This window comes from Erwinia sp. INIA01 (assembly GCF_025947915.1).
GTDB lineage: Bacteria > Pseudomonadota > Gammaproteobacteria > Enterobacterales > Enterobacteriaceae > Erwinia > Erwinia coffeiphila.
Map to the genome: position 1 here is coordinate 44465 of NZ_JAPDNC010000010.1, position 22868 is coordinate 67332.

General features: G+C 52.1%; 25 protein-coding genes and 2 pseudogenes. 8 read left to right on the top strand and 19 right to left on the bottom strand.

Annotated elements, in window-relative coordinates; translation table 11 throughout:
* Window positions 1-34: 34 nt before the first annotated feature.
* On the bottom strand, window positions 35-388 hold the full coding sequence (locus OMR58_RS17755) for a hypothetical protein (protein WP_105593787.1): 354 nt from the start codon (window positions 386-388) through the stop codon (window positions 35-37).
* Window positions 389-500: 112 nt separating this feature from the next.
* Here OMR58_RS17755 and OMR58_RS17760 point away from each other — a divergent pair, with 112 nt between their 5' ends.
* Window positions 501-1142, top strand: coding sequence for a TetR/AcrR family transcriptional regulator (locus OMR58_RS17760; protein WP_264546545.1), 642 nt, complete (start codon window positions 501-503; stop codon window positions 1140-1142).
* A 72-nt stretch (window positions 1143-1214) separates the two neighbouring features.
* The gene (locus OMR58_RS17765) at window positions 1215-2057 is read left to right on the top strand and encodes a nitroreductase family protein (protein WP_200558875.1); all 843 of its coding nucleotides are present in this window, start codon (window positions 1215-1217) and stop codon (window positions 2055-2057) included.
* On the opposite strand, the gene OMR58_RS17770 is transcribed toward OMR58_RS17765, so the two are convergent.
* Entirely contained in the window at window positions 2058-2804 is a 747-nt protein-coding gene (locus OMR58_RS17770) for an IclR family transcriptional regulator (protein WP_105593790.1), read from the bottom strand.
* A gap of 200 nt (window positions 2805-3004) precedes the next feature.
* On the opposite strand from OMR58_RS17770, the gene OMR58_RS17775 reads away from it, so the two are divergent.
* A complete protein-coding gene (locus OMR58_RS17775) occupies window positions 3005-4150 on the top strand; it encodes an MFS transporter (protein ID WP_200558874.1) in 1146 nt (381 codons plus the stop codon).
* A gap of 118 nt (window positions 4151-4268) precedes the next feature.
* On the opposite strand, the gene OMR58_RS17780 is transcribed toward OMR58_RS17775, so the two are convergent.
* The gene (locus OMR58_RS17780) at window positions 4269-4754 is read right to left on the bottom strand and encodes a DMT family transporter (RefSeq protein ID WP_200558873.1); all 486 of its coding nucleotides are present in this window, start codon (window positions 4752-4754) and stop codon (window positions 4269-4271) included.
* 9 nt (window positions 4755-4763) lie between these two features.
* A complete protein-coding gene (locus OMR58_RS17785; protein ID WP_264546546.1) occupies window positions 4764-5198 on the bottom strand; it encodes a DMT family transporter in 435 nt (144 codons plus the stop codon).
* A gap of 97 nt (window positions 5199-5295) precedes the next feature.
* On the opposite strand from OMR58_RS17785, the gene OMR58_RS17790 reads away from it, so the two are divergent.
* The gene (locus tag OMR58_RS17790) at window positions 5296-6249 is read left to right on the top strand and encodes a LysR family transcriptional regulator (RefSeq protein ID WP_264546547.1); all 954 of its coding nucleotides are present in this window, start codon (window positions 5296-5298) and stop codon (window positions 6247-6249) included.
* On the opposite strand, the gene OMR58_RS17795 is transcribed toward OMR58_RS17790, so the two are convergent.
* Both OMR58_RS17795 and OMR58_RS17800 read right to left on the bottom strand, forming a co-directional pair.
* Entirely contained in the window at window positions 6246-6761 is a 516-nt protein-coding gene (locus tag OMR58_RS17795) for a hypothetical protein (RefSeq protein ID WP_264546548.1), read from the bottom strand. The two genes, OMR58_RS17790 and OMR58_RS17795, sit on opposite strands and share 4 nt — an antisense overlap.
* A gap of 60 nt (window positions 6762-6821) precedes the next feature.
* The gene (locus tag OMR58_RS17800; RefSeq protein ID WP_264546549.1) at window positions 6822-7553 is read right to left on the bottom strand and encodes an alpha/beta fold hydrolase; all 732 of its coding nucleotides are present in this window, start codon (window positions 7551-7553) and stop codon (window positions 6822-6824) included.
* 188 nt (window positions 7554-7741) lie between these two features.
* On the opposite strand from OMR58_RS17800, the gene OMR58_RS17805 reads away from it, so the two are divergent.
* The gene (locus OMR58_RS17805) at window positions 7742-8074 is read left to right on the top strand and encodes a hypothetical protein (RefSeq protein ID WP_264546550.1); all 333 of its coding nucleotides are present in this window, start codon (window positions 7742-7744) and stop codon (window positions 8072-8074) included.
* Between the two features lie 193 nt (window positions 8075-8267).
* Here OMR58_RS17805 and OMR58_RS17810 read toward each other — a convergent pair whose 3' ends face one another.
* The 6 genes and pseudogenes from OMR58_RS17810 to OMR58_RS17835 form a co-directional block, all read right to left on the bottom strand.
* Window positions 8268-8747, bottom strand: coding sequence for a hypothetical protein (locus OMR58_RS17810; protein WP_264546551.1), 480 nt, complete (start codon window positions 8745-8747; stop codon window positions 8268-8270).
* Window positions 8747-9022 (bottom strand): ECs_2282 family putative zinc-binding protein, encoded by a 276-nt coding sequence (locus OMR58_RS17815; RefSeq protein WP_264546552.1) that lies wholly within the window; start codon window positions 9020-9022, stop codon window positions 8747-8749. Before OMR58_RS17815 ends, OMR58_RS17810 begins: the two co-directional genes overlap by 1 nt.
* Before the next feature lie 170 nt (window positions 9023-9192).
* Window positions 9193-9471 (bottom strand): annotated as a pseudogene (locus OMR58_RS17820) (helix-turn-helix domain-containing protein); the annotation flags it as partial.
* 194 nt (window positions 9472-9665) lie between these two features.
* Window positions 9666-10020, bottom strand: a pseudogene (locus OMR58_RS17825) (ISNCY family transposase); the annotation flags it as partial.
* The gene (locus OMR58_RS17830; RefSeq protein ID WP_347710573.1) at window positions 10001-10264 is read right to left on the bottom strand and encodes a helix-turn-helix domain-containing protein; all 264 of its coding nucleotides are present in this window, start codon (window positions 10262-10264) and stop codon (window positions 10001-10003) included. The gene OMR58_RS17830 and the pseudogene OMR58_RS17825, both read right to left, overlap by 20 nt.
* A 179-nt stretch (window positions 10265-10443) precedes the next feature.
* Window positions 10444-10965 (bottom strand): hypothetical protein, encoded by a 522-nt coding sequence (locus tag OMR58_RS17835; RefSeq protein ID WP_264546665.1) that lies wholly within the window; start codon window positions 10963-10965, stop codon window positions 10444-10446.
* 199 nt (window positions 10966-11164) lie between these two features.
* On the opposite strand from OMR58_RS17835, the gene OMR58_RS17840 reads away from it, so the two are divergent.
* Window positions 11165-12259, top strand: a complete 1095-nt coding sequence (locus OMR58_RS17840) for a Fic family protein (RefSeq protein ID WP_264546553.1) — start codon at window positions 11165-11167, stop codon at window positions 12257-12259.
* A gap of 88 nt (window positions 12260-12347) precedes the next feature.
* On the opposite strand, the gene OMR58_RS17845 is transcribed toward OMR58_RS17840, so the two are convergent.
* Entirely contained in the window at window positions 12348-13526 is a 1179-nt protein-coding gene (locus OMR58_RS17845) for an MFS transporter (protein WP_264546666.1), read from the bottom strand.
* 238 nt (window positions 13527-13764) lie between these two features.
* On the opposite strand from OMR58_RS17845, the gene OMR58_RS17850 reads away from it, so the two are divergent.
* Window positions 13765-14373 carry a TetR/AcrR family transcriptional regulator gene (locus OMR58_RS17850; RefSeq protein WP_200558863.1) on the top strand — a complete coding sequence of 203 codons (609 nt, stop codon included), beginning with the start codon at window positions 13765-13767 and terminating at the stop codon, window positions 14371-14373.
* A 1-nt stretch (window position 14374) separates the two neighbouring features.
* On the opposite strand, the gene OMR58_RS17855 is transcribed toward OMR58_RS17850, so the two are convergent.
* From OMR58_RS17855 to OMR58_RS17880, 6 genes are all read right to left on the bottom strand, one after another.
* Window positions 14375-15124 (bottom strand): YoaK family protein, encoded by a 750-nt coding sequence (locus OMR58_RS17855; protein ID WP_200558862.1) that lies wholly within the window; start codon window positions 15122-15124, stop codon window positions 14375-14377.
* A 255-nt stretch (window positions 15125-15379) separates the two neighbouring features.
* Window positions 15380-16561, bottom strand: coding sequence for a cystathionine beta-lyase (gene metC / locus OMR58_RS17860; RefSeq protein WP_444861327.1), 1182 nt, complete (start codon window positions 16559-16561; stop codon window positions 15380-15382).
* 41 nt (window positions 16562-16602) lie between these two features.
* Complete coding sequence (locus tag OMR58_RS17865; RefSeq protein ID WP_234471657.1) at window positions 16603-17790, bottom strand: amino acid permease; 1188 nt, start codon at window positions 17788-17790, stop codon at window positions 16603-16605.
* A 306-nt stretch (window positions 17791-18096) separates the two neighbouring features.
* Complete coding sequence (locus tag OMR58_RS17870) at window positions 18097-19026, bottom strand: LysR family transcriptional regulator (protein ID WP_200558860.1); 930 nt, start codon at window positions 19024-19026, stop codon at window positions 18097-18099.
* A gap of 227 nt (window positions 19027-19253) precedes the next feature.
* On the bottom strand, window positions 19254-20690 hold the full coding sequence (locus OMR58_RS17875; RefSeq protein ID WP_264546554.1) for an NAD(P)/FAD-dependent oxidoreductase: 1437 nt from the start codon (window positions 20688-20690) through the stop codon (window positions 19254-19256).
* A 394-nt stretch (window positions 20691-21084) separates the two neighbouring features.
* Window positions 21085-21507 carry a MarR family winged helix-turn-helix transcriptional regulator gene (locus tag OMR58_RS17880; RefSeq protein WP_264546555.1) on the bottom strand — a complete coding sequence of 141 codons (423 nt, stop codon included), beginning with the start codon at window positions 21505-21507 and terminating at the stop codon, window positions 21085-21087.
* A gap of 172 nt (window positions 21508-21679) precedes the next feature.
* Here OMR58_RS17880 and OMR58_RS17885 point away from each other — a divergent pair, with 172 nt between their 5' ends.
* The gene (locus OMR58_RS17885; protein ID WP_264546556.1) at window positions 21680-22699 is read left to right on the top strand and encodes an alpha/beta hydrolase; all 1020 of its coding nucleotides are present in this window, start codon (window positions 21680-21682) and stop codon (window positions 22697-22699) included.
* Window positions 22700-22868 lie beyond the last annotated feature (169 nt).

The following is a 22868-nucleotide window of genomic DNA, read 5'->3' on the forward strand; positions in this document are numbered from 1 at the left end:
CTGCGGCATCAAACGGTAAATCAGCGAGGAGCGTTTACTCGGTCACTTTTTTCTTCAGGTCGCTGGCACCTTCTTTGGTACTGTTCCAGCCTTTCTGCGCGCCTTCTTTGGTCGCATTCCAGCCTTTCTCAGTCCCTTCTTTGGTTTTATTCCAGGTCTTCTGCGAGCCTTCACTCACTTTACTGGTGAAGCTGTCGCTTTTGCCTTCGGCAGCATGTTTAGCTTTGAGCTGCTGCTCCTGGCCCTGATGCTGCGCTTCGTGCAGTTTTTCTTTAGCGGTATTTGCACCGGCCTGCGCGTTGGCGACGGTTTCATCGGTTGCGTGTGTGGCGGCAAATGCGGAAGTGGCCAGTAAAATGGCTGACAGGGCGATAATCGTCTTTTTCATAAATATTCCCTCATAAAATACGTCATTAGTGTTAACAACGTGGTCAACAATGCCACGCGAAGCGACCAATGGCTTTAGGAAAAAACTGTAAAAAGTACACTGCCCACGATTATTGACTGTTCATTCCATAATTGATAAGTTGTGCAATCCACAACTGAAAGAGCTGATAACTATGGCTGGAAGACCCAGAGAATTTGATGACCAGCAGGTGATCGACGCTGCTATGGATGCTTTCTGGCGTGATGGCTATGAGGCAACGTCTGCTCAGGCTCTGGTCGAAAGCACGGGTCTTGGCAGAGGCAGCCTGTATGCGGCTTTTGGTAATAAAGAAAAGCTTTATCACGAGGCACTGCGCCGCTATCACCAAAACAGTATCGATTTTCATCAGGAGATATTCGCCCGTTCAGGCAGCGTAGCTGAGCGCCTGCGCCTGCTTTTACAAAAGGGGACCGAAATCGATCTGAGCAATGTTGAACGCAATGGCTGTATGGCGATTTTCTCTCCGCTCGAAAGGTCCGCCAAAGATGCGACCGTTGATCGGCTCAGCCGCCACTACATTAAACAGCTTGAACAGATGTTTGCCTTACTGTTCGCTCAGGGTATTACGTCCGGTGAGTTTCCGGCTGATAGAGATGCCAGCGTGATGGCGAAATCTTTTATGTGTGGTTATTTCGGCTTCAGAGTATTTGGCCGCATTGTTCACGAAGCGGATTACCAACAGCAGGCAATCGACGCGCTGTTAAGAACGATTTAAGCCATAAAAAGCCTCACGGCTTTTTATTTACCTATTTCTTTAACGATCATTCCACTATTTAAAGAGGAAAACATGCCTGACAAACTCATTCAGCAACAGCTACTTGCAGCCAGATATGGTGCGGACCAGCAGCCTGAAAACATCATCTGGAATACACAGATAGCAGGGCTTTTACGTCATCGCTCCGTACGGAACTTTACCGATCGGCCACTGCCGGCCGGCTGGCTGGAAACGTTGGTTGCCGCTGCGCAGTCGGCTTCTACGTCTTCTAACCTACAGCAGTGGAGCGTTGTCGCCGTCACTGAACCGTCGCTGAAAGCACAGGTACGAATGCTCGCTGCCGGTGATAACGGCCTGGCGAACGGCTATATTGAACAGGCTCCGGCGATACTGCTGTGGATTGCCGATCTCTCCCGCAACCACGCTATCACCTCCGCCGACGGGCTTTATCCGCAGGTTCATGATTATCTGGATGCTTTTCTGATGTCTTCCGTTGACGCCGCGCTTGCGGCGCAGAATGCCACTGTTGCCGCGGAATCCATCGGGCTGGGAACGGTTTACATTGGTGCGGCCAGAAATAAAGCGAAAGAATTGGCGGAACTGATTAACCTGCCTGAACGAAGCTATGTTGTCTGCGGACTGCTGATCGGTTGGCCTGATGACCGGCATCCCGGCGATATTCGACCCCGCTTACCGCAGTCGGTGGTTGCACACCATAACCTCTATCAGGCTGATGACCTGGATGTACAGATTGATCGCTATGAGGCGGTTTTTCATGCCTTTCGTGAAGGCCTGGGCATGAAGGACAAAACGTGGAAACAGGCGGTGCAGTCTGCCGCTGTCAGCCTGGAGTACATGGATGGCCGCCAGAATCTGCGAGAAACGCTGGAAAAAAGCGGCTTCGGGTTTAAATAGTTAGCTCGTTAGCGCTTCGATCTCCGCTTTGCATTGCATCAACGAACTGAGCAGGTGATCGAACTTCTCCTCAAAGCGCAGGGCCGGGACGGCAACCGAAATCGCGTAATGTTCACCGGCCCCGGTATTCAGATAAACGCCCATCCCGCAGACGCCACGCGCATGTTCCTCGCGATCGATCGCATAACGTCGCGCGCGGGTTTGCCGGATGTCATCCAGCAGCAGAGGCAGCGTTCGCAGGGTATTATCCGTTCTCACATCCGGCTGGCCGCCGAGCAGGTCCGCAATTTTCTCATCGGCAAGCATCGCCAGAATCGCTTTACCGTGTGCGGTGCAATGGCAGGGAAACGCCGTACCCACAGCGGATACCACGCGCAGCTCCTGGTCAGAAACGAACTGGCTGACGGAGACGGCATGGCTACCGCGATAAACGCACAAATCCACCGTTTCACGCGTACGGCGTCCCAGCGTTTCCATCGACGGCTGCGCGAGGGCGATCACATCGGTGTGCGCGGAGGCCGCCAGGCGTGCCAGCGCTGGTCCAAGCCGAACGCCGGTGCTACCCGATATCAGCAGCTGCTGTGACTCCAGCGAGGTGACCAGTCGGTGAACGGTGGTGCGGGGCAAACCCGTCTCGCGCGACAGGCTGGAGATGGTCATGCCTTTTGGCTGTAGCTCCAGCGCCCGCAGAATTGTGGCGGCCCGGGCAATAACCTGTGAACCACTGCTGTCTGCATCATTGCTCATCTTCATCTCCGGTTTAAAACATCCTGCAGCAGGATACCACGCGTTATCCGCCTGGTGGACATATTGCTTGCCTGCCGGGCTGAACGTACGTTGCTGACATTCGATTTACCTTTTGTTCGTTGACTTGTTAAACAGATGGTTTAAAAATATTGTCCACATATTGGATTATTCATCCATCATTCGGACAATCCGAGGCAATAATGCATCAACTAAAAACAGCGGGCGCGTTCACGCTACTGGCGGTAGCCTGTCTGACCATCATGGTGGGCTGTGTAATCGTACCCGGATTAACGGCGGTCGCTGAAAATCTGGGCGCGCCTTCAGCGGCCAGCTGGCTGGTAACCGTTCCGTCGCTGGGCGTGGTAATTTTTGGGCCGCTGGCTGGCCGCTTTATTGACCGGGTAGGGGCTTACCGGGCGCTATTGTGGGGGCTATTTTGCTACGGTCTGTCAGGCAGCGGTGGCGTGCTTCTTCACGGCACGCTCCCGGTAATGGTAGACAGGTTACTGCTTGGCGGTGCAACGGCGGTGGTGATGGCAGCAGGTACTGTGCTGATTTCTCAGTTCTACAGCGGACAGGCGCGGATGAAAATGATCGCTGCTCAGGGCATGTCGATCGAACTTGGCGGTGTGATCTTCCTTTTCATCGGCGGACTGTTGGCCAGCCTGGGCTGGCGCTGGCCGTTTCTGCTTTATCTTGTCGCCTGGCTGTTGCTGGCGATGCAGTTAATGTTTGTGCCCAGACCATCCGCCGAGCCGGAGGAAGAAAGAATTGGGAATGAAATCAGAGATCTTTCGCCCGCTATCGGTCAGCTCAAAACGGTATTATTTGCTGCAACAGCTTCTATGCTGTGCTTCTTTACCGGGGTAATCGTTATTCCGCAGCAGTTTCATCAGCTTAATATCGGCGCGGCGGAAACGGGCTATTTCCTGTCATTTGTCTCGCTAATCGCCGTCATCGCCGCAGCAATCATGCCCAAAATGGTAAAACGTCTGGGGGAGTTCGGTACGCTCTACGCCGCTTTTGCCTGCTATGCCGCGGCGCACCTGATCTTTTCTGCATCATCTGGGGTAGTGCCGTTTATCGCCGGAGGGGTTCTGATGGGATGCGGTTTCGGCCTGTCGGTGCCGCTGGTTAATCACATGACCGTCGAACTGAGCGAAGCGCACGTACGTGGGCGAAATCTTGCCTGGCTGTCAATGGCGATTTTTTCCGGGCAGTTTTTGTCCTCCTTTATGGAGTTTATCCCCGGCAATGCATCGGTGATTTTTGCGGGTGCGGCTCTGATTGGCATCGCGGTCATGGTGATGCTGTATTTACTGCGGCGCGGGATGCGGGAAGATTAAGCCCGGCGGCAACGAGATAGTTGTTACCGCAGGGCATTCGTGGTGCCGAATATTACCAGGCTTCAGGCTTCAGGCTTCAGGCTTCAGGCTTCAGGCTTCAGGCTTCAGGCTTCAGGCTTCAGGCTTCTGCTGAAGCCTGACTGTCGCCAGATTTTTCGGCATCTGTTTTATTGCTGGAATAAATAAAGTAAAGCGCGATCCCCAGGCAGATAACCGCCCCCAGCCGTGTTGCTGAAAAGTGGATCGATTCGTTCCCCAGCCAGCCAAAATTATCAATCAGCATGCTCATTGCCAGCTGACCAAAAATAACCGCCACCGTTGCCACCGCTGCCCCAATACGCTGAACGGCCAGCACCATGATCACGATATAAGGTACGCCACAAAGTGCACCCAGCAGCTGCCATTTCGGCACGTCCAGTAGACTTAAGTCATGCGCCGGTTCAAAGAAGAAAATAAGCAGGGCGCTGACCAGCGCACCAAGTGAGAAAGTCAGAAATGCGCTGCGAAATACGCCGACCTCGCTGCCTAATTTACCGTTTATCGCAGCCTGAATACTCAGAACCGCACCGCCGATCACGGCCAGAATAATCATCACTATATTCATTGTTTCACCTTAGCCCTTTGCCACCAGAATCAGTGCGACAATAATAAAGATCAGCGCAATAAACCGCTTACGGTCAATTTTGCGATGCGCCGTACCGAGTAGCCCGTAGTGGTCAATCACCACGCTTTTGAAAACCTGCCCGGCAAGAATGCCGATCATCGTCATCGCAATACCAATCACCGGCACGGCCACGGTCAGGATCACCACGTACACCGGGCCAAGAATACCGCCCAGCAGGGTCCATGATGGCTGCGTGAAGAAGGAAGGGCTGCTGCGGGGGCTAAAGAACAGCATCAGCAGGAAGGTCAGCGCGGCACCCACGCCAAAAACGCTGAACGTTGCCCACAGCCCGCCGACTTCATTTCCTAATGGCCCCAGCAATCCCGCCTCAACCGATAACCCCATGCCGCCAGCAACGACGAGTAGTATAAAAATAAGCTGCATAAATCAGTCCCCGATAATTTAGGGTTGCGATGGTATAGCAGCACCGAATCATGAAAAACGGTATAATTCAGGAAACACCTTTGCAGGAATCGGGATAATGTTTGATGCTGGCAGCATAAATTTCCGCACGCTGGTATTTTTTATCGGCGTGTATGATGAACAGAACTTTTCCGCCGTTGCCAGGCGGGAAGGTGTGTCGGCTTCTATGGTTTCGCGCGTGATCATTCAGTTAGAGGACTCGCTTGGCCAGCAGCTGTTCTACCGCAATACCCGCGCCGTTATCCCAACCGAAGCTGGCCGACTGTTTATTGACTACGCCCGCAGCATGACCGAACAGCTGAATAAAGCCCGTAAAGAGATGCAGGACCGATCCCTCGAACCCGCCGGGCTGATACGTATTAACGCGCCGGTTTTCTTCGGTCAGCGCCATATTGCGCCCTGGCTGACTGCGCTGTCCCGGCGATATCCCCGCTTACAGATGGAGCTGATGCTGACGGATGATTTTATCGATCCACACCGTGATGCCACCGACGTGCTGTTCAGGATCGGCACGCTGACCGATTCCTCTTTCCATGCGCGTATATTCGCCACGCAGCGTTATTATCTGGCGGCATCACCCGAGTATTTAGAACAGCACGGCCAGCCCGCGACGCCTGCCGATTTCAGTCAGCACAAGTGTCTGGTTTACCGCGGTTCTTCCGGCCCCAATCGCTGGCTTTTCCGTCAGCCAGGGGAGGGCTGGACACACTATCCGGTGGCAGGGTTACTGACTTCCAATAATGCGGAATCTCTGCTGACCAGCGCACTTGATGGGATGGGACTGGTGCTGTTTCCCGACTGGCTGATCAATGACAGCCTGAATAAAGGAGGACTGGTGCGCATCATGCCCGACTTCGAGGCGGCCATTCACACCGAGCCGCAGCATATCGCCGCCATCTATCCCAACGCCCGCCATCCACCGCTGAATGTACGGGCGGTGATTGACCATTTCGTTGGTGTTTACGGAACGCCACCTTACTGGCAGCTGGGAGGAATGGGGCAGGGAAGTTAAAGAGAAGACAGGAACTGCTCGATCTGGCGTTTATTCTTAAGGTGGATCACCGGCACCTCCGGGCCATATTCAAGGCGAAGCCTCTCGATTTTTGGCCTGTCGTTACTCTCGAATTTCCAGACGTAGTGCAGAAATGCGAAAAACTCGGCATTGATTTTCTCCGTGCAGCCGTCTGGTAAATCAGATCTTTTTTGATTACGCAGTGACCGCATTAATACCCTGAACAGGCAGATGATACGGGGCGTGTCCATCCAGACGATCAGGTCGGCAGCAGGTATACGCAGGTCGAACGTTCTGCGAGGATAGTTTCCCTCGCTGATCCATGTTTCCGTGTTTACCACATCGCTCACCCGGGCGCGGAAAGCTGCCGGTTCTGGTTTTGTCCACTGTGGTCCCCAAAATAACCGATCCAGATGCGCCACCGGGTAATTCGTTTTTGCACCAAGGATTCGGGACAACGTTGATTTTCCGCTTCCTGCATTACCTAAGATGACGATACGTTCGGGGCGCACATTTGCTCCATCAGTGATTACGGGGTTAATCAGGCAGGCGGCTATTCCTGCCGATTGTGGTTAACGCGCGTCTTTCATGAAGTGATGAATTCGCGCAATAGTATCCGGTGCAAGTTCTGTTATCGCACTGACATGGTCGCCCTGCGCGGATATAAATGCCTGCCGATTTTTTTCCGACCAGTGCTTTAACGGTTGATAATAGATATCCTGTTCGCCTGCCCAAAACAGTTTGGGAATGTTGATATCAGCGATCTGCGGGGCGTCTTGTAAGCCCTCATACCCAGCTAATGCCTCAAAGGTTGAGCGCAGTGGTGCTTTATTTTCAGCGGATACCCATGTTGTTAATGCGGGAGCCGTTTCCTGAGCAAAGGCGAAAAATGCATCGAAATCAAGGCGACCGTTTGGTCCCTCGGGTAAGCCATTCTGCACATCCCATCCACCAATGACTAATGAAGATAACTTCTCTGGATGATATTTGGCCAGGCTAATCGCCAGCCATGCGCCAGAAGAATAGCCAACAACATGGGCTTTTTTAGCGCCCAAACTGTCAATTAAGCGCCTGATGCCATCTGCCTGACTTTTCTGATCGAATGCAGCGTTGATGATATTTGCGCTTTTGCCATGGGCTAATAAATCAGGATAAACAACCGTAAAATCATCACGTAATGCATCGACCAGTCCATTGGAAACCCAGCTATTGCCATCCATTAACAGGCCATGCAGCAGGATAACCAGGGGACCGTCGCCAGTAATACCGTAGTGCAAGAGAGTGTGGTCTTCATTTACCGTCATAAATAGCTCCATAGGTGGGACAGAATTTTGACTTCGGGTCTGAGGTGCTCAGCAAGTTTCACGCAGCCGTTTTTTTACCCGTCCCGGTCTTTTTTACTCCATGGGAAGGGCTGGTACCAGAAAAAAACGTAGTGCGCGGTGGCCAATAAGGTACACTGCGCGCTTAATTCTTTCTGCTAAATGCACCAATGATAAAAAAAATACGTTTCATTCTCCCTGCACTTGCACTGAGCGGCGTTATCGCTTTTTGGCTTACACCGCACTACTCCGAGGAAGATGAAAGCTATTACCGCGCGGTATTCTGCTCGATTGATCACAGTGACTCGCAGTTTTTTTTGCGTGATATGGAAAACCTCGTCGAAGGTGGAAACTCTGATTACGCGTTGCATAAAAATCACTATATCCCCGCACTGGGTGAAAGGATGCTCAGCACCTGGAAGAAGCTTAGTACACAGGAGCAATCAGCTATCATCGAAGACCAGCAGCGATGTCGAGAGATCATGGGTGAGAAACAGCATTGATTTTGCCCAAACCGGCATCCAACCAAAAGAGCAGGGGGCTGGCGTTTCAGACTGGGTCTGAACGCCTATTTTGCGCTAACAATAAATGTCAAGGCTAAGTTCAAATGTCCACCTGCCAGCAAAGTTAAAAAGGCCGCTATGAAAATATCTTCCACAGCGACCTTTTTGGCATGCAGTCATTGAGTGAGTCAATTCATATTGAAATGAAAAACTCCTCTTCATTTCTTCTCTTATAATCATCATCCCATATGAGCTTTATTCGATGTTTGGTTTTACTACCGAAACTTAGTCCCGCAATGATCTCAATTCCGTGTTGCGGGTGCAGTATCTCATATGGGAACTTGTCTTCTACATCCGATATTACAAGGTATTCATCACCGTCATTATCAGGAAAGTGAATTTCTATATTCCTAGCTTCGACTTTGCCTCTATTGTATATTTTTAGCTTGTAATTATTTCTGGCTATTTTTACCAAGCGAGCACCAAGCTCAGCCTTCATTTCATTGATAGCTGACTTTGTTTCTTTTTCCAGAAGCAATTTACGTAATCTATCTTGCTCTTCCTTAATAACTTTCTGTTCTCTACCGCTTTTTCTTGATTTAAGCTCGGATGATATGATGGTGTAAATTGATACTGCAAGCGCACCCAAAGCGATGAAGTCACTTGTCGTCATTATTTTATCCTTATATTTTTACTTCCCTTAAAAGCTTTTTTCAACATGTCGTTAAACTGCTTTTGTATATCCTTTGTCAATTCTTCTTTTACTTCATTAACATACGAATCAACACTTACGCCATTTTCTTGGATTAACTCATCGCAAACGAGTTCTTTTCCGCATCCTATGCATTTGACGATCTCAGAATCTACGTCATGTTCCATTTCTGAGTTCCCGCATACAGGGCATAACAGAGTGATTTCTCTGTCATATTTTTCAGGATTCAATTTCATATGTTTTCACCTTTCTTATATGTCATTGTTAGTTTCTGACGATATGGATGCTATTGAATTAAAACTTTGGAGGCTCGCTTTAACTCCCCTTTAATATCATAACACTGAAGCTATTACCTTGTACCGAATATTTCCTCAGAACGTGACTGTAATGTCTTCAATGCATCGAGCATATCGTCATCATTTTCACACGCCAGCGTTGGCTCAAAGTCGGTATAACGTTCACGAATTATGTTGAGTGCATACCGGGCAAGACCTTCGGGAAGCTGATTATTACTGGGTTTTCCACGTCGACGGTTAGCCATACCAAGCGGGCCATGTTCGCGGTAACGTGAAAGAAGACGTCGGCACTGGCGATCGGAGATACCCAGCCGCAGTGCGGCCATCTGTGTGGTCAGACGCCGGTCGACAACATCCTGAATGATTTTGAGTCGGTTAACTTCATCCAAAGTGAAAAAGTCCGCTCAAAGTGAAAAACTCCGCTGCATGAGCCGTCATCAGAATCCCTCAATGGTGAATCTACATGACGGACATCTCAATAAAGCCTGAGGCATGTCTATCCCAGTTTAAAATGTCACCCTGATTTCCCGGTTGTAAATGTCACTTTCTGTTGTTTCCCAATGGAAAGAAAAGGGCAGTGAGCTCATTTTTTCAGGCTGGATTTGAATAGTGACGGGTCAGCCAGAACCGGATTGATTGCTCTGAGTTGTTCCTGAACCTGCGCCCGTCTTTTAGGCATATGACGGCTGCGATTTCTCTTTCCTGCGGCTTCCAGTTCATCCTGCTTTTCCTGCGTGAGCTTCAGCACTGCGTCGAGCCTTTTTATTGTCAACGATGCGCCCCTGACTAATGCACTCCAGCTTATCGAACATCTGATATTCCAGGATTCTGCTGCCGTGGCGGAATGCGAGCGTACCGTCCGGGTAATCAAACGCAAGGATCTTTTTTCCGGCAATACGTGAGTTTTCCTCCGTAGGTTCAACAAGATATAAAATTTGTACCGGGTTTACCGCGGCGCGCGTTCGTCAGCCCGGCAGCGCCGGACTCGCGATAGCGGTTCATCAACCGCTGAACCTGACGTTCAGTGAGCTGCAACTGTGTAGCTGCATCACGGCGGCGCAGACGTTTTTCGATAACAGCCTGAATGACGGGAAGACGGTGAAGTTCTTTATTCGACATGGTCACCAGCATCAGCAGAAATCTCCCAGAAAAGGTGGCAAACGCGCCGCATCTGGGTGACATTATAAACTAGCAGTGACATTATCAAATGGGACTTACAATAAAAGTGCGCATAATGTATATTATGTTAAATCAGCTATTGGTAGCAGCACCACACCCAGCCACATTACCTCCTCTCAAGTAACGACCTGAGTTGCTCCCTCTTAGACCGTTCCACCGGCTCGCTGTATCACCAGAATCCCTCATTCCCAATTCTCCTCTTCATATGGCTTCATCCAGTTCTTACTGCTTACCGGTACTGGTTCGCCGTTAAATGTATAAGTGCAGCAATCGCACCTCACCGGGATGTCTTCTGCGGTAAATGCCGGGTTCACCTTTTGCAATAAACCTGCATCATCGATGCACAGCCCACTGTAAAAACTCGATTCATCGCAGCGAACATAGCTGCGCCATTCTTTTCTGCGCAGCATGACCATGTAGAAAATCGGATCTGGCTTGTCCAATCGGCTGACCGCCTCACTGTAGACGTCGTCCCAGACCTGGCCCACTTTGCTGAGCAGAAATTTATATAACGGCGTGTAGTCACGGCCTCGGCCACGCTGGCCATGCATGCCTTCACGCGATGGCAGATTTTCATCCACCTTATTTTTGCTGTGTCGTTGCCAGCGGTACTCACCGCCGTTATCGTTGCGATCAACGCCCCTGGTGGTTGTATTGATCTTGCGGTAAAGCTTCCTGGCTTTAGTAGAATGATGAATACGCACTGTGATGACCCTTCTGTCTCTATTTTTCCGTTTAAAACCGATCGCGCTACGCGAATTCTGAAGTTTATCGTGTGGGATAACCAGCGACAATTCACGTAGCGACATCAGTTGATCTTCATCCCGCCATGATGCAAATACGCATTACATTTGACTCATTCTGTGAGTAGAATAAGACATCTATTCAGCTCAGGAGCCGCATATGTGGATTTGGCAGCAGGAAAACTGGCCAGCGTTCAGCTGGGATCGTCAGCGCATCGAGCCGCTGCTGCGCGCCACGCGTTTTTTGCAGGGAAAACTCTACGGTAGCAGCATGTTGCTGGATGAGGCAAACAGCACGCTGGATAATGTGTTGGCCAACATTCTCTACTCCAGTGATATCGAAGGAGAACGCGTTAACGCCCACTCGGTACGATCTTCCCTGGCGCACCATCTCGGTATTGAGGACGGCATGACCTATGCCGTGGATAAAAAAACCGAAGGCCTGGTGGCATCGGCGCTGGACGCTATTGAAAACCTCGACCAGCCGCTGTCTATGGCGCGATTGCTGCACTGGCACGCCCTGCTTTTCCCCGCCGGTTCCGGCCTGCTCTATCCCATTGTCGGCGGCCAGTTACGCAGCGGCCCGGTGCAGGTCGTTTCGGGCCGTCTTGAAAAACCGGTTGTGCATTTTGAAGGACCGGATAGCGCGTCGATTGCCGACGACGTTGATGCATTTTTACAGTGGTTTAACGACAGCCGCAACGATCCGGAACTAGACCCGCTGCTGCGCGCCGGGATTGCCCATCTGAGATTTTTAACGCTTCATCCTTTTGAAGACGGTAACGGCAGGATTGGCCGCCTGATTATGGATCTGGCGCTGGCCCAGGCGGAAAGCAACACAGTCAGGCTCTACGCGATGTCCCGCACTATTAATATCCACCGGCAGGATTACTATCAGGTGCTGGAAAATACCCAGCGCGGCGAGCTGGATATCACCGTCTGGCTGAGCTGGTTTATCGACATGCTCAGAGCCTCGATTGAAGAAACGCTGGCGGTTATCGATAAAACCGTGTTTAAAACTCGCTACTGGCAGCAGTTCGACGCCGCGCAGATTGGAACCGAGCAGATTAAAGTGCTGAACCGCCTGCTGGACGGCGATTTTAGCGACGGCATCAATAACAGCCAGTACAAGGCGGTGGCGAAGGTCAGCCGCGCCACCGCCACGCGCCATCTGGCACAGCTGGTTGAGCTCGGATATCTGCTGGCCTGTCCCGGCGGCGGGCGCAGCGCTCGTTATGGTTTGAATCGTCTCTAAATGAAGGAAACGAACCGTAATTTATTCAGTTACCTGCGAGATCTGCCACGGCCTGACGATATTTTCCGCAGAGCGAATCGCGTGTCAATTAATGCCCCATTCGCGCTCCTTTTCGAAAGCCATGCTGCCGTGCCCGCCAGGTGATAACAAAAGCGACGGCCAGCAACAGAATCAGTGCCGGCGGCAGCGCCGGTGCGCCCCAGTTATCCAGCAGTATCCCGCCGGAAATACCCGCCGCAGCAATCGCACCATTCCAGGCCACCACGTTCATCGACAGCGCGATGTCTGCACCCTCGCCTGCCGTATCCGCCAGCGCCGTCTGCAGTAGCGTGGCCGCACCGCCAAAGCTTAATCCCCAGACCGCGACACCGAGGTAGATCGCAACAGGCTGCTGCGAACAGAACATAAATACCAGTGAAACAAGCGCGAATACCGCCAGGCTCACCAGTACGCTGCTGCGCAGATGCCGATCCACTAACTTCCCGGTGACGACAATCGCCAACAGCGCGGATAACCCAAAGATCAGCAGCACAATATCCACGGAGGACGCCAGACCGGCGGATGCAAGGAACGGCGCAATGTAGGTGTAGAGAATGTTATGCGCCAGCATCCAGGCAATGACCACGCTAAGCACCGGCCGTACCCCTCTGGTGGTTAGCACCTGCCGCAGGGGCATGCGTTCATGGCGCTGCTGCCCGGGATAGTCAGGCACCCTGGCCAGTACCCATATTGCCAGTACGATCGTCAGCGCGGAGATCGCCGTAAATATGCTGCGCCAGCCCGTTATGCCGCCAAGCCAGGTACCCAGCGGTAGCCCCAGGGATAAGGCGATCGGTGTACCCACCATCGCAATAGCCAGCGCCTTCCCCTGCTGATGAACGGCCACCATCCGTCGGGCGTAACCGGCCAGCAGGCTCCACGACAGTCCGGCTGCCATACCGGCAAAAAACCGTGCGGCAAGGGTCAGCCAGTAGTCGGATGACCATGCGGTAATCGTGTTAAAAATAAAAAATCCGACAATGGCCAGCAGAAGCACATTTCTGCGTCGCCAGCTCTGTGTGGCGATGGTGAGAGGAATGGCGGCAAGCAACGATCCCAGCGCATAGGCGGTAACCGTTTGTCCTGCGAGTGAGTTAGAAATGTTCAGCCCTGCCGCTATCTGCGGCAATAATCCCGCTGGCAGCGTCTCCGTTATGATGCAGATAAACCCCGTCATCGCCAGCGCCAGCAGCGCGGAAACCGGCAGTGCAGGCACTTCCGTTCGCATTCGTGAGACATCGGTTTTATGTGAACAAGGTAGCGCGATTTCTTTCTCCATATGCCCTTCTTATCTAGTATATGTATCGATTGGTATGTATTTGGCGATAAGCGATCCCTCAGCCACGATTATTTATCGGCTGATGCGATGTGTATCGATCGGTACATTAGTGGGCGAGGATTTTTTTGTCAACGATATATGTATCGTTTAGTATAGTAATCCGATCACTCAGGTAACGGAGGCAGACATGGCTGCGATGGGAAGACCAAGAACATTTGACCGTGATAAAGCGATTGAAGATGCCATGCACCTGTTCTGGCAGCACGGCTACGAGTCCACCTCTCTCGCCCAGCTCAAGGCCAGAATTAACAAGGGCATCTCCGCGCCCAGCTTCTATGCGGCCTTCGGTTCTAAAGAGGCGCTATTTCGCGAGTGCGTGCAGCGATATCTGGCTACCCATGGCCAGGTAACTGAATTTCTGTGGAACAGCCGTTTGTCACCGCGTGAAGCGATTGAAACCACGCTGCGATCTTCAGCGAAAATGCAGTGCGATCCCAGTCACCCGCCGGGATGTATGGTGGCATTGGGCACAATGAGCGCCACCTCCGCCGAGCACGCCGATGTTGCCGAACCGCTGGCCCGTTCGCGTCACCGCACCAGTGAAGGAATTCTGGCTGCTTTTCAGCGAGCGGCCGACAGCGGCGAGCTGAAAAAAGGGGTTGATGTCAACGCTCTCGCCACCCTTTTCACCACCTTCCTGTTCGGATTGTCGATCCAGGCACGTGATGGTGCCAGCCTCGACCAGCTGAATAACGCGATTACACAGATCATGCAGCTGTGGGATGCATCGGCGTGAATCAGCAGGTGCTCAAACCGCGCCGTCTTACCTGATAAACCGTTGCGGTAATCGACAGCACGGCGACCAGGGTAAGAAATACGCCCATGGCGATCATCGAGTTAAAGCCGAAAATCTTGAACAGCAGCAGCCCGCAGATACCGCCGCCGAGGAAGGAAACGATAGTGACCAGGTGCGTAAAGAGCTGGTTGCTGTGCGCCTTCAGATCGCGCGACGGGTCCCGGCGCAGGCTGACGCAAAGCAGCGATCCCAGCGCAATACCGGCATCGGTCAGCGTTCCGGTGATATGAGTTGACCGCACCCGCCCGTTAGAGAGCTGGGTGGAGGTGGAGTTATGCAGCCCCATCAGAAAGCCCAGGAACACGATCACTTCACGGTTGTTGGCGTGGGAATAGTAGAATTTTTCAAACAGCGACATCATCGCCAGCGCGATACCTTCCAGCAGCAGAATGATGCTGAAAATGGTTCTGATATTATTTCTGACACCGCTAATCACCAGCATTCGTGAAGCCATCGACCCGACGACAAACGCCAAAATAATCGCAGCAAGAAACGATAAATCACTTAAGTCGGAATTAGAAACTTCAGAAGAAATTTGTGAGGTATTGCCGGACATATGGGAAGGAAATATACCGAAAGCACCCAACGCCATCGCGTTGAGAATTCCGGCGGTGGTGGCTAATAATAAGGCTAAGTTACGATCCTCATTATGCGTTCGGCCCTTCTTTCGCTTTATCAACATCTGCAACATCGTTAATGTCTCCACAGGTAATGCATAACCCTCTGAGAAGCTGAGTATAGGGCAAGTTCGTGGAGTAGAATGTTAAAATAGATAAATCCTATACCTGAAATGGATAATGAAAATTATATAAAAGATAATTAAATTAATGTCAGCAGCGAGATAACGACTTATCTCCCGTTTAAAAATTTATTCCCGGAGCTGATTGTTATTAATCAGCTCCGGGAAAATTACATTAACTCACCGCTCAGGTTATGCACTGCAAGGCTATCCCCCGACGTGCAGGCGATCCAGCCCCGCCCGTAAATCTGCTATCAGGTCCTGCGGATCTTCCAGGCCAATCTGCAGGCGCAGCGTTGCGCCCTGCTCATTCCACTGCGTTGCGGTGCGATAATCACGGCAGTTGAACGGGATGATCAGGCTTTCAAAACCGCCCCACGAATAGCCCATGCCAAACAGCTCAAGGCCATCAAGCAGCCGGGTGACCGCTGGTTTATCGAATGCCGGGTCGAGGATGATTGAGAACAGCCCTGTCGAACCCGTGAAATCACGCTGCCACAAATGGTGCCCGGGGCAGCTCTCAAAGGCGGGATGTAAAATGGTCTTAACCTCCGGCTGCTCCGCCAGCCAGGCAGCAATGTTCAGCGCGCGCGTTTCTGCTTCCTTCAGGCGGATATGCAGCGTTCGCAGCCCGCGCAGGGCAAGGAAACAGTCTTCCGCGCCGGGTAGCATCGCCATGCTGTCATAGGTAGCGCGTAAATCCGGCCAGGTTTCGGCATTGGCGCTCACCATCCCCATCAGTAGATCCGAGTGGCCGCTCAGGTACTTGGTTCCCGCTTCCACCGAGAGATCGCAGCCGTGACGATGCGCCTGGAAGAACACCGGCGTGGCCCAGGTATTGTCGATAATCGTTTTGATACCGCGCTCGCGGGCGATGCGGGTCATCAGCGGCACATCCTGAATCTCGAAAGTTTGCGACCCCGGGGACTCAAGGAATAGCGTAGTGGTTTCCGGCCGCAGCAGGCTGACGATACCTTCTCCCACCAGCGGATCGTAATAGGTGGTTGTCACACCAAATTTTTTCAGCGTCAGATCGCAAAAGCTGCGGGTCGGCCGGTAAACCGTGTCCGGCATCAGCAGATGATCGCCCGCCTTAAGCGTGGTCATCAGCGCCAGCGCCACGGCCCCGAGGCCAGAGGGTGACATCACCGTTCCCGCCGCACCGGCCAGTTCGGTCCAGGCATCTTCAAGGTTTTTAATCGTTGGCGTACCCAGCGTGCCGTAGGCGAACTCCGCCCGGCTGTGTTCAAGGTCCTCGACGCTGTTAAACACCACTGTCGATCCGCGATACACCGGGCAGTTAACAAAGCCCCGCTGATCCTGCGTGCTCCTGCCTAACTGGGTTAACCGGGTTGCCAGGGTTAATTTTTCGGGATTAAGATTTTTCATATTTATGTCCATTCAGTGTGCCACCAGCCTCTGCCGGCGGATTACTCTACGAATTTCAAAAAAGGCGATATGCACAGGAGGATGCCGTAGAAGGCAATATAGTAATTTCGTTTAGCTCGCAGGTTTTCCAGGGCGGGAACCTGCGATACCAGATAGTAAGGAATTAAACAGGCCACCAGCCCAAATATCGGACCGGAAATCTGCATCAGTAGCATCACGGAAAAGTCAAAGCTGACCCAGATCCACAGGAAGATAACAATGCCGACCGCCACGAACAGCGATAGCGTTGCACGGTTAATATGACTCGTTCCGGCAATGCGCGAAATGATATTCACCGCCAGCCCAATAACGGCTTCTTTAAAACCAAGATAAATACTGAAGAACGCGGTAAGTATGGCAAAGATATTTAGCGTCACCGATAAAATATTCACCATGTTTCCCGGCATAATCTGGGAAGCCAGCGCCAGTGCAGATATATTCTGGTCTAATGCCGAAATCGCCTCCTCTTTACTAATCGCAAAGCTGAAGGAAAAAGCAAAGAACAGCACGCTGACCGCCAGGACGATATAGGCAATGCGGGTTGCCCGAACCGCGCGATACGAGGCCACCAGCGGATCGCGCTCAACCTTACGAAATGCGATATTCATCGGATTGAGGATCTGCACAAACAGAATAGAAAACAGCGTGAACGGTAACGTCAGCAGCACATCACGTAAAAACGGCAGCAGCGGAGGGAAAGCTGAAATATTACTCAGGCTCCAGTAAGGCAGCATCACCAGACCAAGGAAAACGATCACCCCAAGCTTGAACAGAATCATTGGCCCGGAAATACGGAACAGCAGCCTTTCGCCCTGATTGGCGATGGCCACAATAATCGCCAGAAGAATCAACGGATACCAGCTGGTTTTAGAAAGAAACGTATCGGTAAGATGATAACTGTGTAAGTAAGTTGCGCTGTCGTTCACCAGGCTCATCGAGTAATTGAGAATACCCATCAGCAGCATCAGAAAATAGGCGATGCCCAGCAGTCCTCCCCAGTTTTTCCCCAGATACTGGGTAATAATCTCGGCGTAGCTGTCGCAGGATTCCGTCTGCGTCAGCGTTTTCAGATACAGATCCTGCAACCAGTAAATCGCCGGATAGCTCAGGACAATAGCGAAAACAAAGACCCAAATCCCCTTCACCCCGGCCTGTATGGGCATATAAATAATCCCTGCCCCAATCGCCATGCCAATACATAACACCACCCAGCCAAGATCGTAACTGGTGAATGGGATCTTAAGATGATTTACCGCCTCTTCATTATTTATCGTCATTTTAAACCTCGGTTCAAGAGACATGCCCGCGAATTATCTGCATTGCAGAAAGCCGCATTAACGTAGAAAACGCGCTCGAAGTTTTTAACTCTCCGTTCCGCAGGCTTATATTCCGTGAACGGCGATCGTTTGCCATGAAGTGTTTTCCACGGCAAAGATGATTTGTGATGTGCGCGGCTTTCTCTCCGTCAACTGTGAATGCCTTTCACAGTTAGTTTCCTAAATATCGGCTGTCGGGTCACAGTTCTGCACCAGGCGGCTTTTAATAAACGCCAGAAAAAGATTCAGCGTTTTATTATCTCTGGCCGAATGGCGGACTCTTGCCTGTAGCCGATGGGTGACGCCTGGATCGTAGTCCGACAGCACGCGGACAAGCTTGCCGCTATTAATGTAATGACAGGCCAGATAATCCGGCAGGCAGGCCACGCCGCCATGCAGCAGTGCCCTTTGCAGCAAAAGCAGACTGGAGTTACAGGACAGATGTGGGGTCACCGCAACCGTTTCACTGCGGGTATGATGGCGGAACATCCATTTACCATCATGGGTCATCTGCGGGTAAACCAGACAGTGATGGAAACGTAAATCGGCGGGAACGGTAATCGGTGGATGACAGCGTAAATACTCGGGGGAAGCGCAGTAAAACCAGCGGATATCCATCAATTGCTCCGCATCCTCGTTCTGCGTTGCCGCTTCTGAGGTAATTCTGAACGCCACGTCGATATCCTCACGATCGAGGTTGATAAAGCGATCGTCCAGCATCACGTTAATACCAATGCCCGGATACCGGGCCTGAAAATCGCTCGACAGCGTGGGAATATGCGTACAGCCAAAGGCCACCGAGCAGCTGATGCGCAGCGTTTCGCCCTGCATACCCGGCACGCGGCTGCCGTCGGCAATACTTTCGATATCGGCAATAACCCGCTGCGCCAGCTGTAGAATACGCCGTCCATCCAGAGTCAGCTGGAATGGGCGGCTTTCGCGATTGATGAGCAGATTGCCGGTGATGCTTTCTAACTGGGAGAGGCTCTTGCTTACCGCCGACGGCGTCAGCCCCAGTTCCCTGGCCGCTCGCGAGAGGTTGCCGGTTTCGGCAATTTTAATAAAGATTTGAAACTGATTCAGATAGCCTGAGAGGTTGGGAATGTTCATTTATCACCGTCGCGCGTTGATAAATGTGATATGCGGATGTCCCTGATGTGCATAGTTTTCTCTTTTTTCAATATAATCAAATATTAAAAATCGAGTCTAATCTATCCCACACATTTTATGCAGTGTGTTGTTTTCAACATGCAATGCAGATCATGCATTTGATAACGCATAAAAAAAGGCTGCATTCGGTTAACGAACACAGCCTGGATGTCGACTTACTGTCGGATTTACGCTTCCTGGCCCGCGTCGTGCATGCCTTTCCGCAGGGTGAAGTTAACGCCCATGGTCAGCAGCGGTTCCGGCGGGTTCCACTCTGGTTTTGGCAGCGACAGCAGGAAGTTAATCGTGTCGTTACTTTTACCCGCCAGCCAGTCGGCCAGCATGGTGCCCATCGCGGTGCCGCGCACGGTCCCCAGGCCATTACAGCCCAGCGAGCCGTAGACGTTCTTTCTCAGTTCGCCGAACAGGCTCGATCCGTTACGGGTCATGCCCAGACCACCGCCCCACGTATGTTCAAAGTTAACGTCCTGCAGCGTTGGGAAACGGCGCTCAAACGACTGACGGTGGGTTTCACGATACTTCTGGGTGTAGCCCGGTTTGTAGCGCCCGTCCGAGTTAAAGCTGAAGCTGTTACGGATCAGAATGCGGTTATCGTGGGTACGACGCGAGGTGGTTCCGAACGGATCGGCAGGAATAACGCCCCAGAATTCCTGGCCGCCAATGCTTTCCTGCTCCGCTTTGGTCAGCGGGCGGGTCAGGCTGCCGTAGGTGAAGATCGGGAAAATGGTGCGCTCGCCGAAGCCAAAGTGTGTACCGAAGGCATTGTTGGCGAGGATCAGCTTATCGGCAAATATGCGGCCGGTTGCGTGATGCAGCACAATCTGCGGTTCGTATTCAATGGCGGTGATCGGCGTTTCTTCGTACAGCTTAACATTGGCCGGCAGGCTGTCCGCAAGGCCCTTTACCAGTCCTGATGGCTGAACCAGAATCGTTCCCGGCGTGTACAGCGCCTTACGGTAGAATTTCGTGCCGAGATGATCGGGCAGATCCTTACCGTCGATAATCTTGCATGGCTGCCCCAGCGATTCCAGACCGCCGCGATAGGCTTCCAGCACCGCAATACCGCTGTCTTCCACTGCGGCCTGGTACTTACCCGAATGACGCATCTGGGCATCAACGATATTGTGCTCTTCCACCTGCTCTTTCAGGATGCGCTGCCCGGTCTGGTTCAGATTGAGGATATTACGGGCAATTTTTTTATCGCCGATATAGTCCGGTGCGCCGATATCGTGAGGTACGTCGATCAGGAATCCGGCGTTACGGCCGGACGTGCCGAATCCAACCTGCTGCGCTTCAACAAGGATGATCTGATCGTCCGGGAAGTTCAGTGCCAGCTGACGTGCGGCGGCCAGTCCGGTGAAACCGGCACCAATCACTACCCATGGTGCTTTCGCATCGCCCACCAGCGCGGGCTGCGGCTGGCGTTTACGGCTGGTGTGGAACCAGCCAGGCGTTGGATCGTCGGAAGGCAGCGCATCAATTTTCAGCAGTGAATCCGGCGCTGCGGGCAGATTGTCGGTCAGCAGGGAAGCTCCCCCACCCGCCGCGACGATACCAGCGCCGATCCCGGTGCCAACCAGCAATTTTCTTCGTAAAATACCCATTAAGAATAAACTCCGTGATGAGAACAGATCTGCCCTGAAGAACCCGAAAGCGAGGCTTCATGCATTTCTTTTGTGTATTGCATGTATACACCAAGTATTTTTATTATTTACATTTGTAAATACTCTGTCAACTAACCATGCAAACTTTCAACCAATTTGTAACACTAAGATCAGGGGTTTAGGCTGTGTTGAAGTACGACTCTGCGTCCTGCTTATAGCAGATCGATGCCGTGGCTATGGGCGTGAGATCTCAGACGGGAGCGAGGCGTTCAATGTGGCTATAGGGGTCGTGGAACAGATGCCAGAATGGGATAACGGGATCAAAGGATAACGATAGAGATGAAGGTAAAAACAGCGATCTGCGCAAAATGAAATTCAGCGCAGATCGCGTCTGTCAGAGGTCGAGAAGAAGCTTTTTCGAGAAGATTCGTAACATTTCCAGTTCTTCATCGTCCATGCGCATAAAGCAGCGCATCTGCTTCGGAATGGCGACGATTTTATCCTGAAGATCCCTCGCCTTTGGCGTCAGAACCACTTTTTTCACCCTTTCGTCTTCGGCGATCGATACCCGGTTAAGGAACCCCTTCGCCTCCAGTTTCTGTACCAAAGGCGTTAACGTCCCCGAGTCGAACAGCGTTTTTTCGCTCAGTTCACGCAGCGGAATATCATCCTGGTCATAGAGCGCCAGCAGCACGACAAACTGCGGGTAGGTCAGATCGAATTCTTTCAGTAACGGGCGGTACTGACGGATAAGCGCATTGGTGACCGAATAGAGTGAGAAACAAAGTTGCCCATCTAATATGCTGTTTTTTTTCATTTTTTCCACCAGCTGAACGAGGTTGCAGAATTTTATTATAAATAAAGTTTGACCATAAGTATCTTGCGTGCAAGTATTATTCGCACAAGGCAAGTGAGCGAGCAGTCAGACATCACTAACCGGGATAAACCAACACTAAGTTTTTATTCAAAAAATACAGAGGGCTACACTAATGAAAATTGCATCGATTTTATTAACATCCGCCGTCTTTGCTTCAGCCGCTTCCGCAGCGACCACTCAGCCACTGAACGCGCCTGCCCCTACCGCCGGTGTAAAAGCTTTCCTGGACGTGCTGAATTCAGGCAAAGGTAAACCGATGGAACAGATGACCCCGCATGAAGCCCGTCAGGTGCTGATCGGTGCCCAGCAGGGTGCGAAGCTGCCTGCCGCGCAGGTTAGCGATAAAATAATTCAGGTGAACGGTCAGAACATCAGGCTGAAAATCGTCAAACCGGAAAACGCGACGGGCACCCTTCCGGTGTTTATGTTCTTCCACGGTGGCGGCTGGGTACTGGGCGACTACCCGACTCATGAACGCTTGATCCGCGATCTGGTCCGTGATTCTGGCGCGGCGGCGGTTTACGTCGATTACACCCCTTCCCCGGAAGCGCATTTCCCGGTCGCGATTAATCAGGCCTATCAGGCCACCCGCTGGGTTGCCGAGCACGGCAGTGAAATCGGCGTTGACGGCAGCCGTCTGGCTCTGGTGGGCAACAGCGTGGGCGGTAATATGGTGGCGGCGGTTGCCCTGCAGGCCAAACAGCTCGGCGCACCGAAAATTCGCTATAACGTGATGCTGTGGCCGGTGACCGATGCGAACTTCGATGATGCGTCCTATCACCAGTTTGCCAACGGCCATTTCCTGACCCGCAACATGATGAAGTGGTTCTGGGATAACTACACCACCAGTGCCGCGGATCGTAACAACATTCTGGCCTCCCCACTGCGTGCCAGCACTGAACAGCTGAAAGGCTTCCCGCAGACGCTGATTCAGACGGCGGAGCTGGATGTGCTGCGTGACGAAGGTGAAGCGTTTGGGCGTAAGCTGGATGCCGCAGGCGTGCCGGTGACCGTCACCCGTTACAATGGCATGATCCATGACTACGGTTTACTGAATCCGTTAAGTGAAGAGCCAACGGTGAAAACCGCCCTGTCGCAGGCGGGTGCCGAACTGCAACAGCATCTGAAATAATCTCATCACGGGCAGGCTCAGCTCTCGTCTGTTAATCACAGCGATAATGGCTGAGCCTGCCCGGAACCTGAACAAAGAATTCTCCTGTCCCCGCCTCAGTCCCCGATGTTACTGCCTGCTTAATCTTTCCTGCCGCCATAGTGCGAAACACGAAATCATCCGCAAGATG

Coding starts and splice junctions, on each gene's coding strand:
- OMR58_RS17845 (WP_264546666.1), bottom strand. CDS start 13,526: ATGCGAACGGAAGTGCCTGCACTGCCGGTTTCCGCGCTGCTGGCGCTG.
- OMR58_RS17885 (WP_264546556.1), top strand. CDS start 21,680: ATGAAAATTGCATCGATTTTATTAACATCCGCCGTCTTTGCTTCAGCC.
- OMR58_RS17855 (WP_200558862.1), bottom strand. CDS start 15,124: ATGTTGCAGATGTTGATAAAGCGAAAGAAGGGCCGAACGCATAATGAG.
- OMR58_RS17770 (WP_105593790.1), bottom strand. CDS start 2,804: ATGAGCAATGATGCAGACAGCAGTGGTTCACAGGTTATTGCCCGGGCC.
- OMR58_RS17810 (WP_264546551.1), bottom strand. CDS start 8,747: ATGACGACAAGTGACTTCATCGCTTTGGGTGCGCTTGCAGTATCAATT.
- OMR58_RS17800 (WP_264546549.1), bottom strand. CDS start 7,553: ATGACGGTAAATGAAGACCACACTCTCTTGCACTACGGTATTACTGGC.
- OMR58_RS17850 (WP_200558863.1), top strand. CDS start 13,765: ATGGCTGCGATGGGAAGACCAAGAACATTTGACCGTGATAAAGCGATT.
- OMR58_RS17830 (WP_347710573.1), bottom strand. CDS start 10,264: ATGTCACCCAGATGCGGCGCGTTTGCCACCTTTTCTGGGAGATTTCTG.
- OMR58_RS17790 (WP_264546547.1), top strand. CDS start 5,296: ATGTTTGATGCTGGCAGCATAAATTTCCGCACGCTGGTATTTTTTATC.
- OMR58_RS17870 (WP_200558860.1), bottom strand. CDS start 19,026: ATGAACATTCCCAACCTCTCAGGCTATCTGAATCAGTTTCAAATCTTT.
- OMR58_RS17780 (WP_200558873.1), bottom strand. CDS start 4,754: ATGAATATAGTGATGATTATTCTGGCCGTGATCGGCGGTGCGGTTCTG.
- OMR58_RS17755 (WP_105593787.1), bottom strand. CDS start 388: ATGAAAAAGACGATTATCGCCCTGTCAGCCATTTTACTGGCCACTTCC.
- OMR58_RS17880 (WP_264546555.1), bottom strand. CDS start 21,507: ATGAAAAAAAACAGCATATTAGATGGGCAACTTTGTTTCTCACTCTAT.
- OMR58_RS17840 (WP_264546553.1), top strand. CDS start 11,165: ATGTGGATTTGGCAGCAGGAAAACTGGCCAGCGTTCAGCTGGGATCGT.
- OMR58_RS17775 (WP_200558874.1), top strand. CDS start 3,005: ATGCATCAACTAAAAACAGCGGGCGCGTTCACGCTACTGGCGGTAGCC.
- OMR58_RS17875 (WP_264546554.1), bottom strand. CDS start 20,690: ATGGGTATTTTACGAAGAAAATTGCTGGTTGGCACCGGGATCGGCGCT.
- OMR58_RS17785 (WP_264546546.1), bottom strand. CDS start 5,198: ATGCAGCTTATTTTTATACTACTCGTCGTTGCTGGCGGCATGGGGTTA.
- OMR58_RS17815 (WP_264546552.1), bottom strand. CDS start 9,022: ATGAAATTGAATCCTGAAAAATATGACAGAGAAATCACTCTGTTATGC.
- OMR58_RS17765 (WP_200558875.1), top strand. CDS start 1,215: ATGCCTGACAAACTCATTCAGCAACAGCTACTTGCAGCCAGATATGGT.
- OMR58_RS17865 (WP_234471657.1), bottom strand. CDS start 17,790: ATGGCGATTGGGGCAGGGATTATTTATATGCCCATACAGGCCGGGGTG.
- OMR58_RS17805 (WP_264546550.1), top strand. CDS start 7,742: ATGATAAAAAAAATACGTTTCATTCTCCCTGCACTTGCACTGAGCGGC.
- metC (WP_444861327.1), bottom strand. CDS start 16,561: ATGAAAAATCTTAATCCCGAAAAATTAACCCTGGCAACCCGGTTAACC.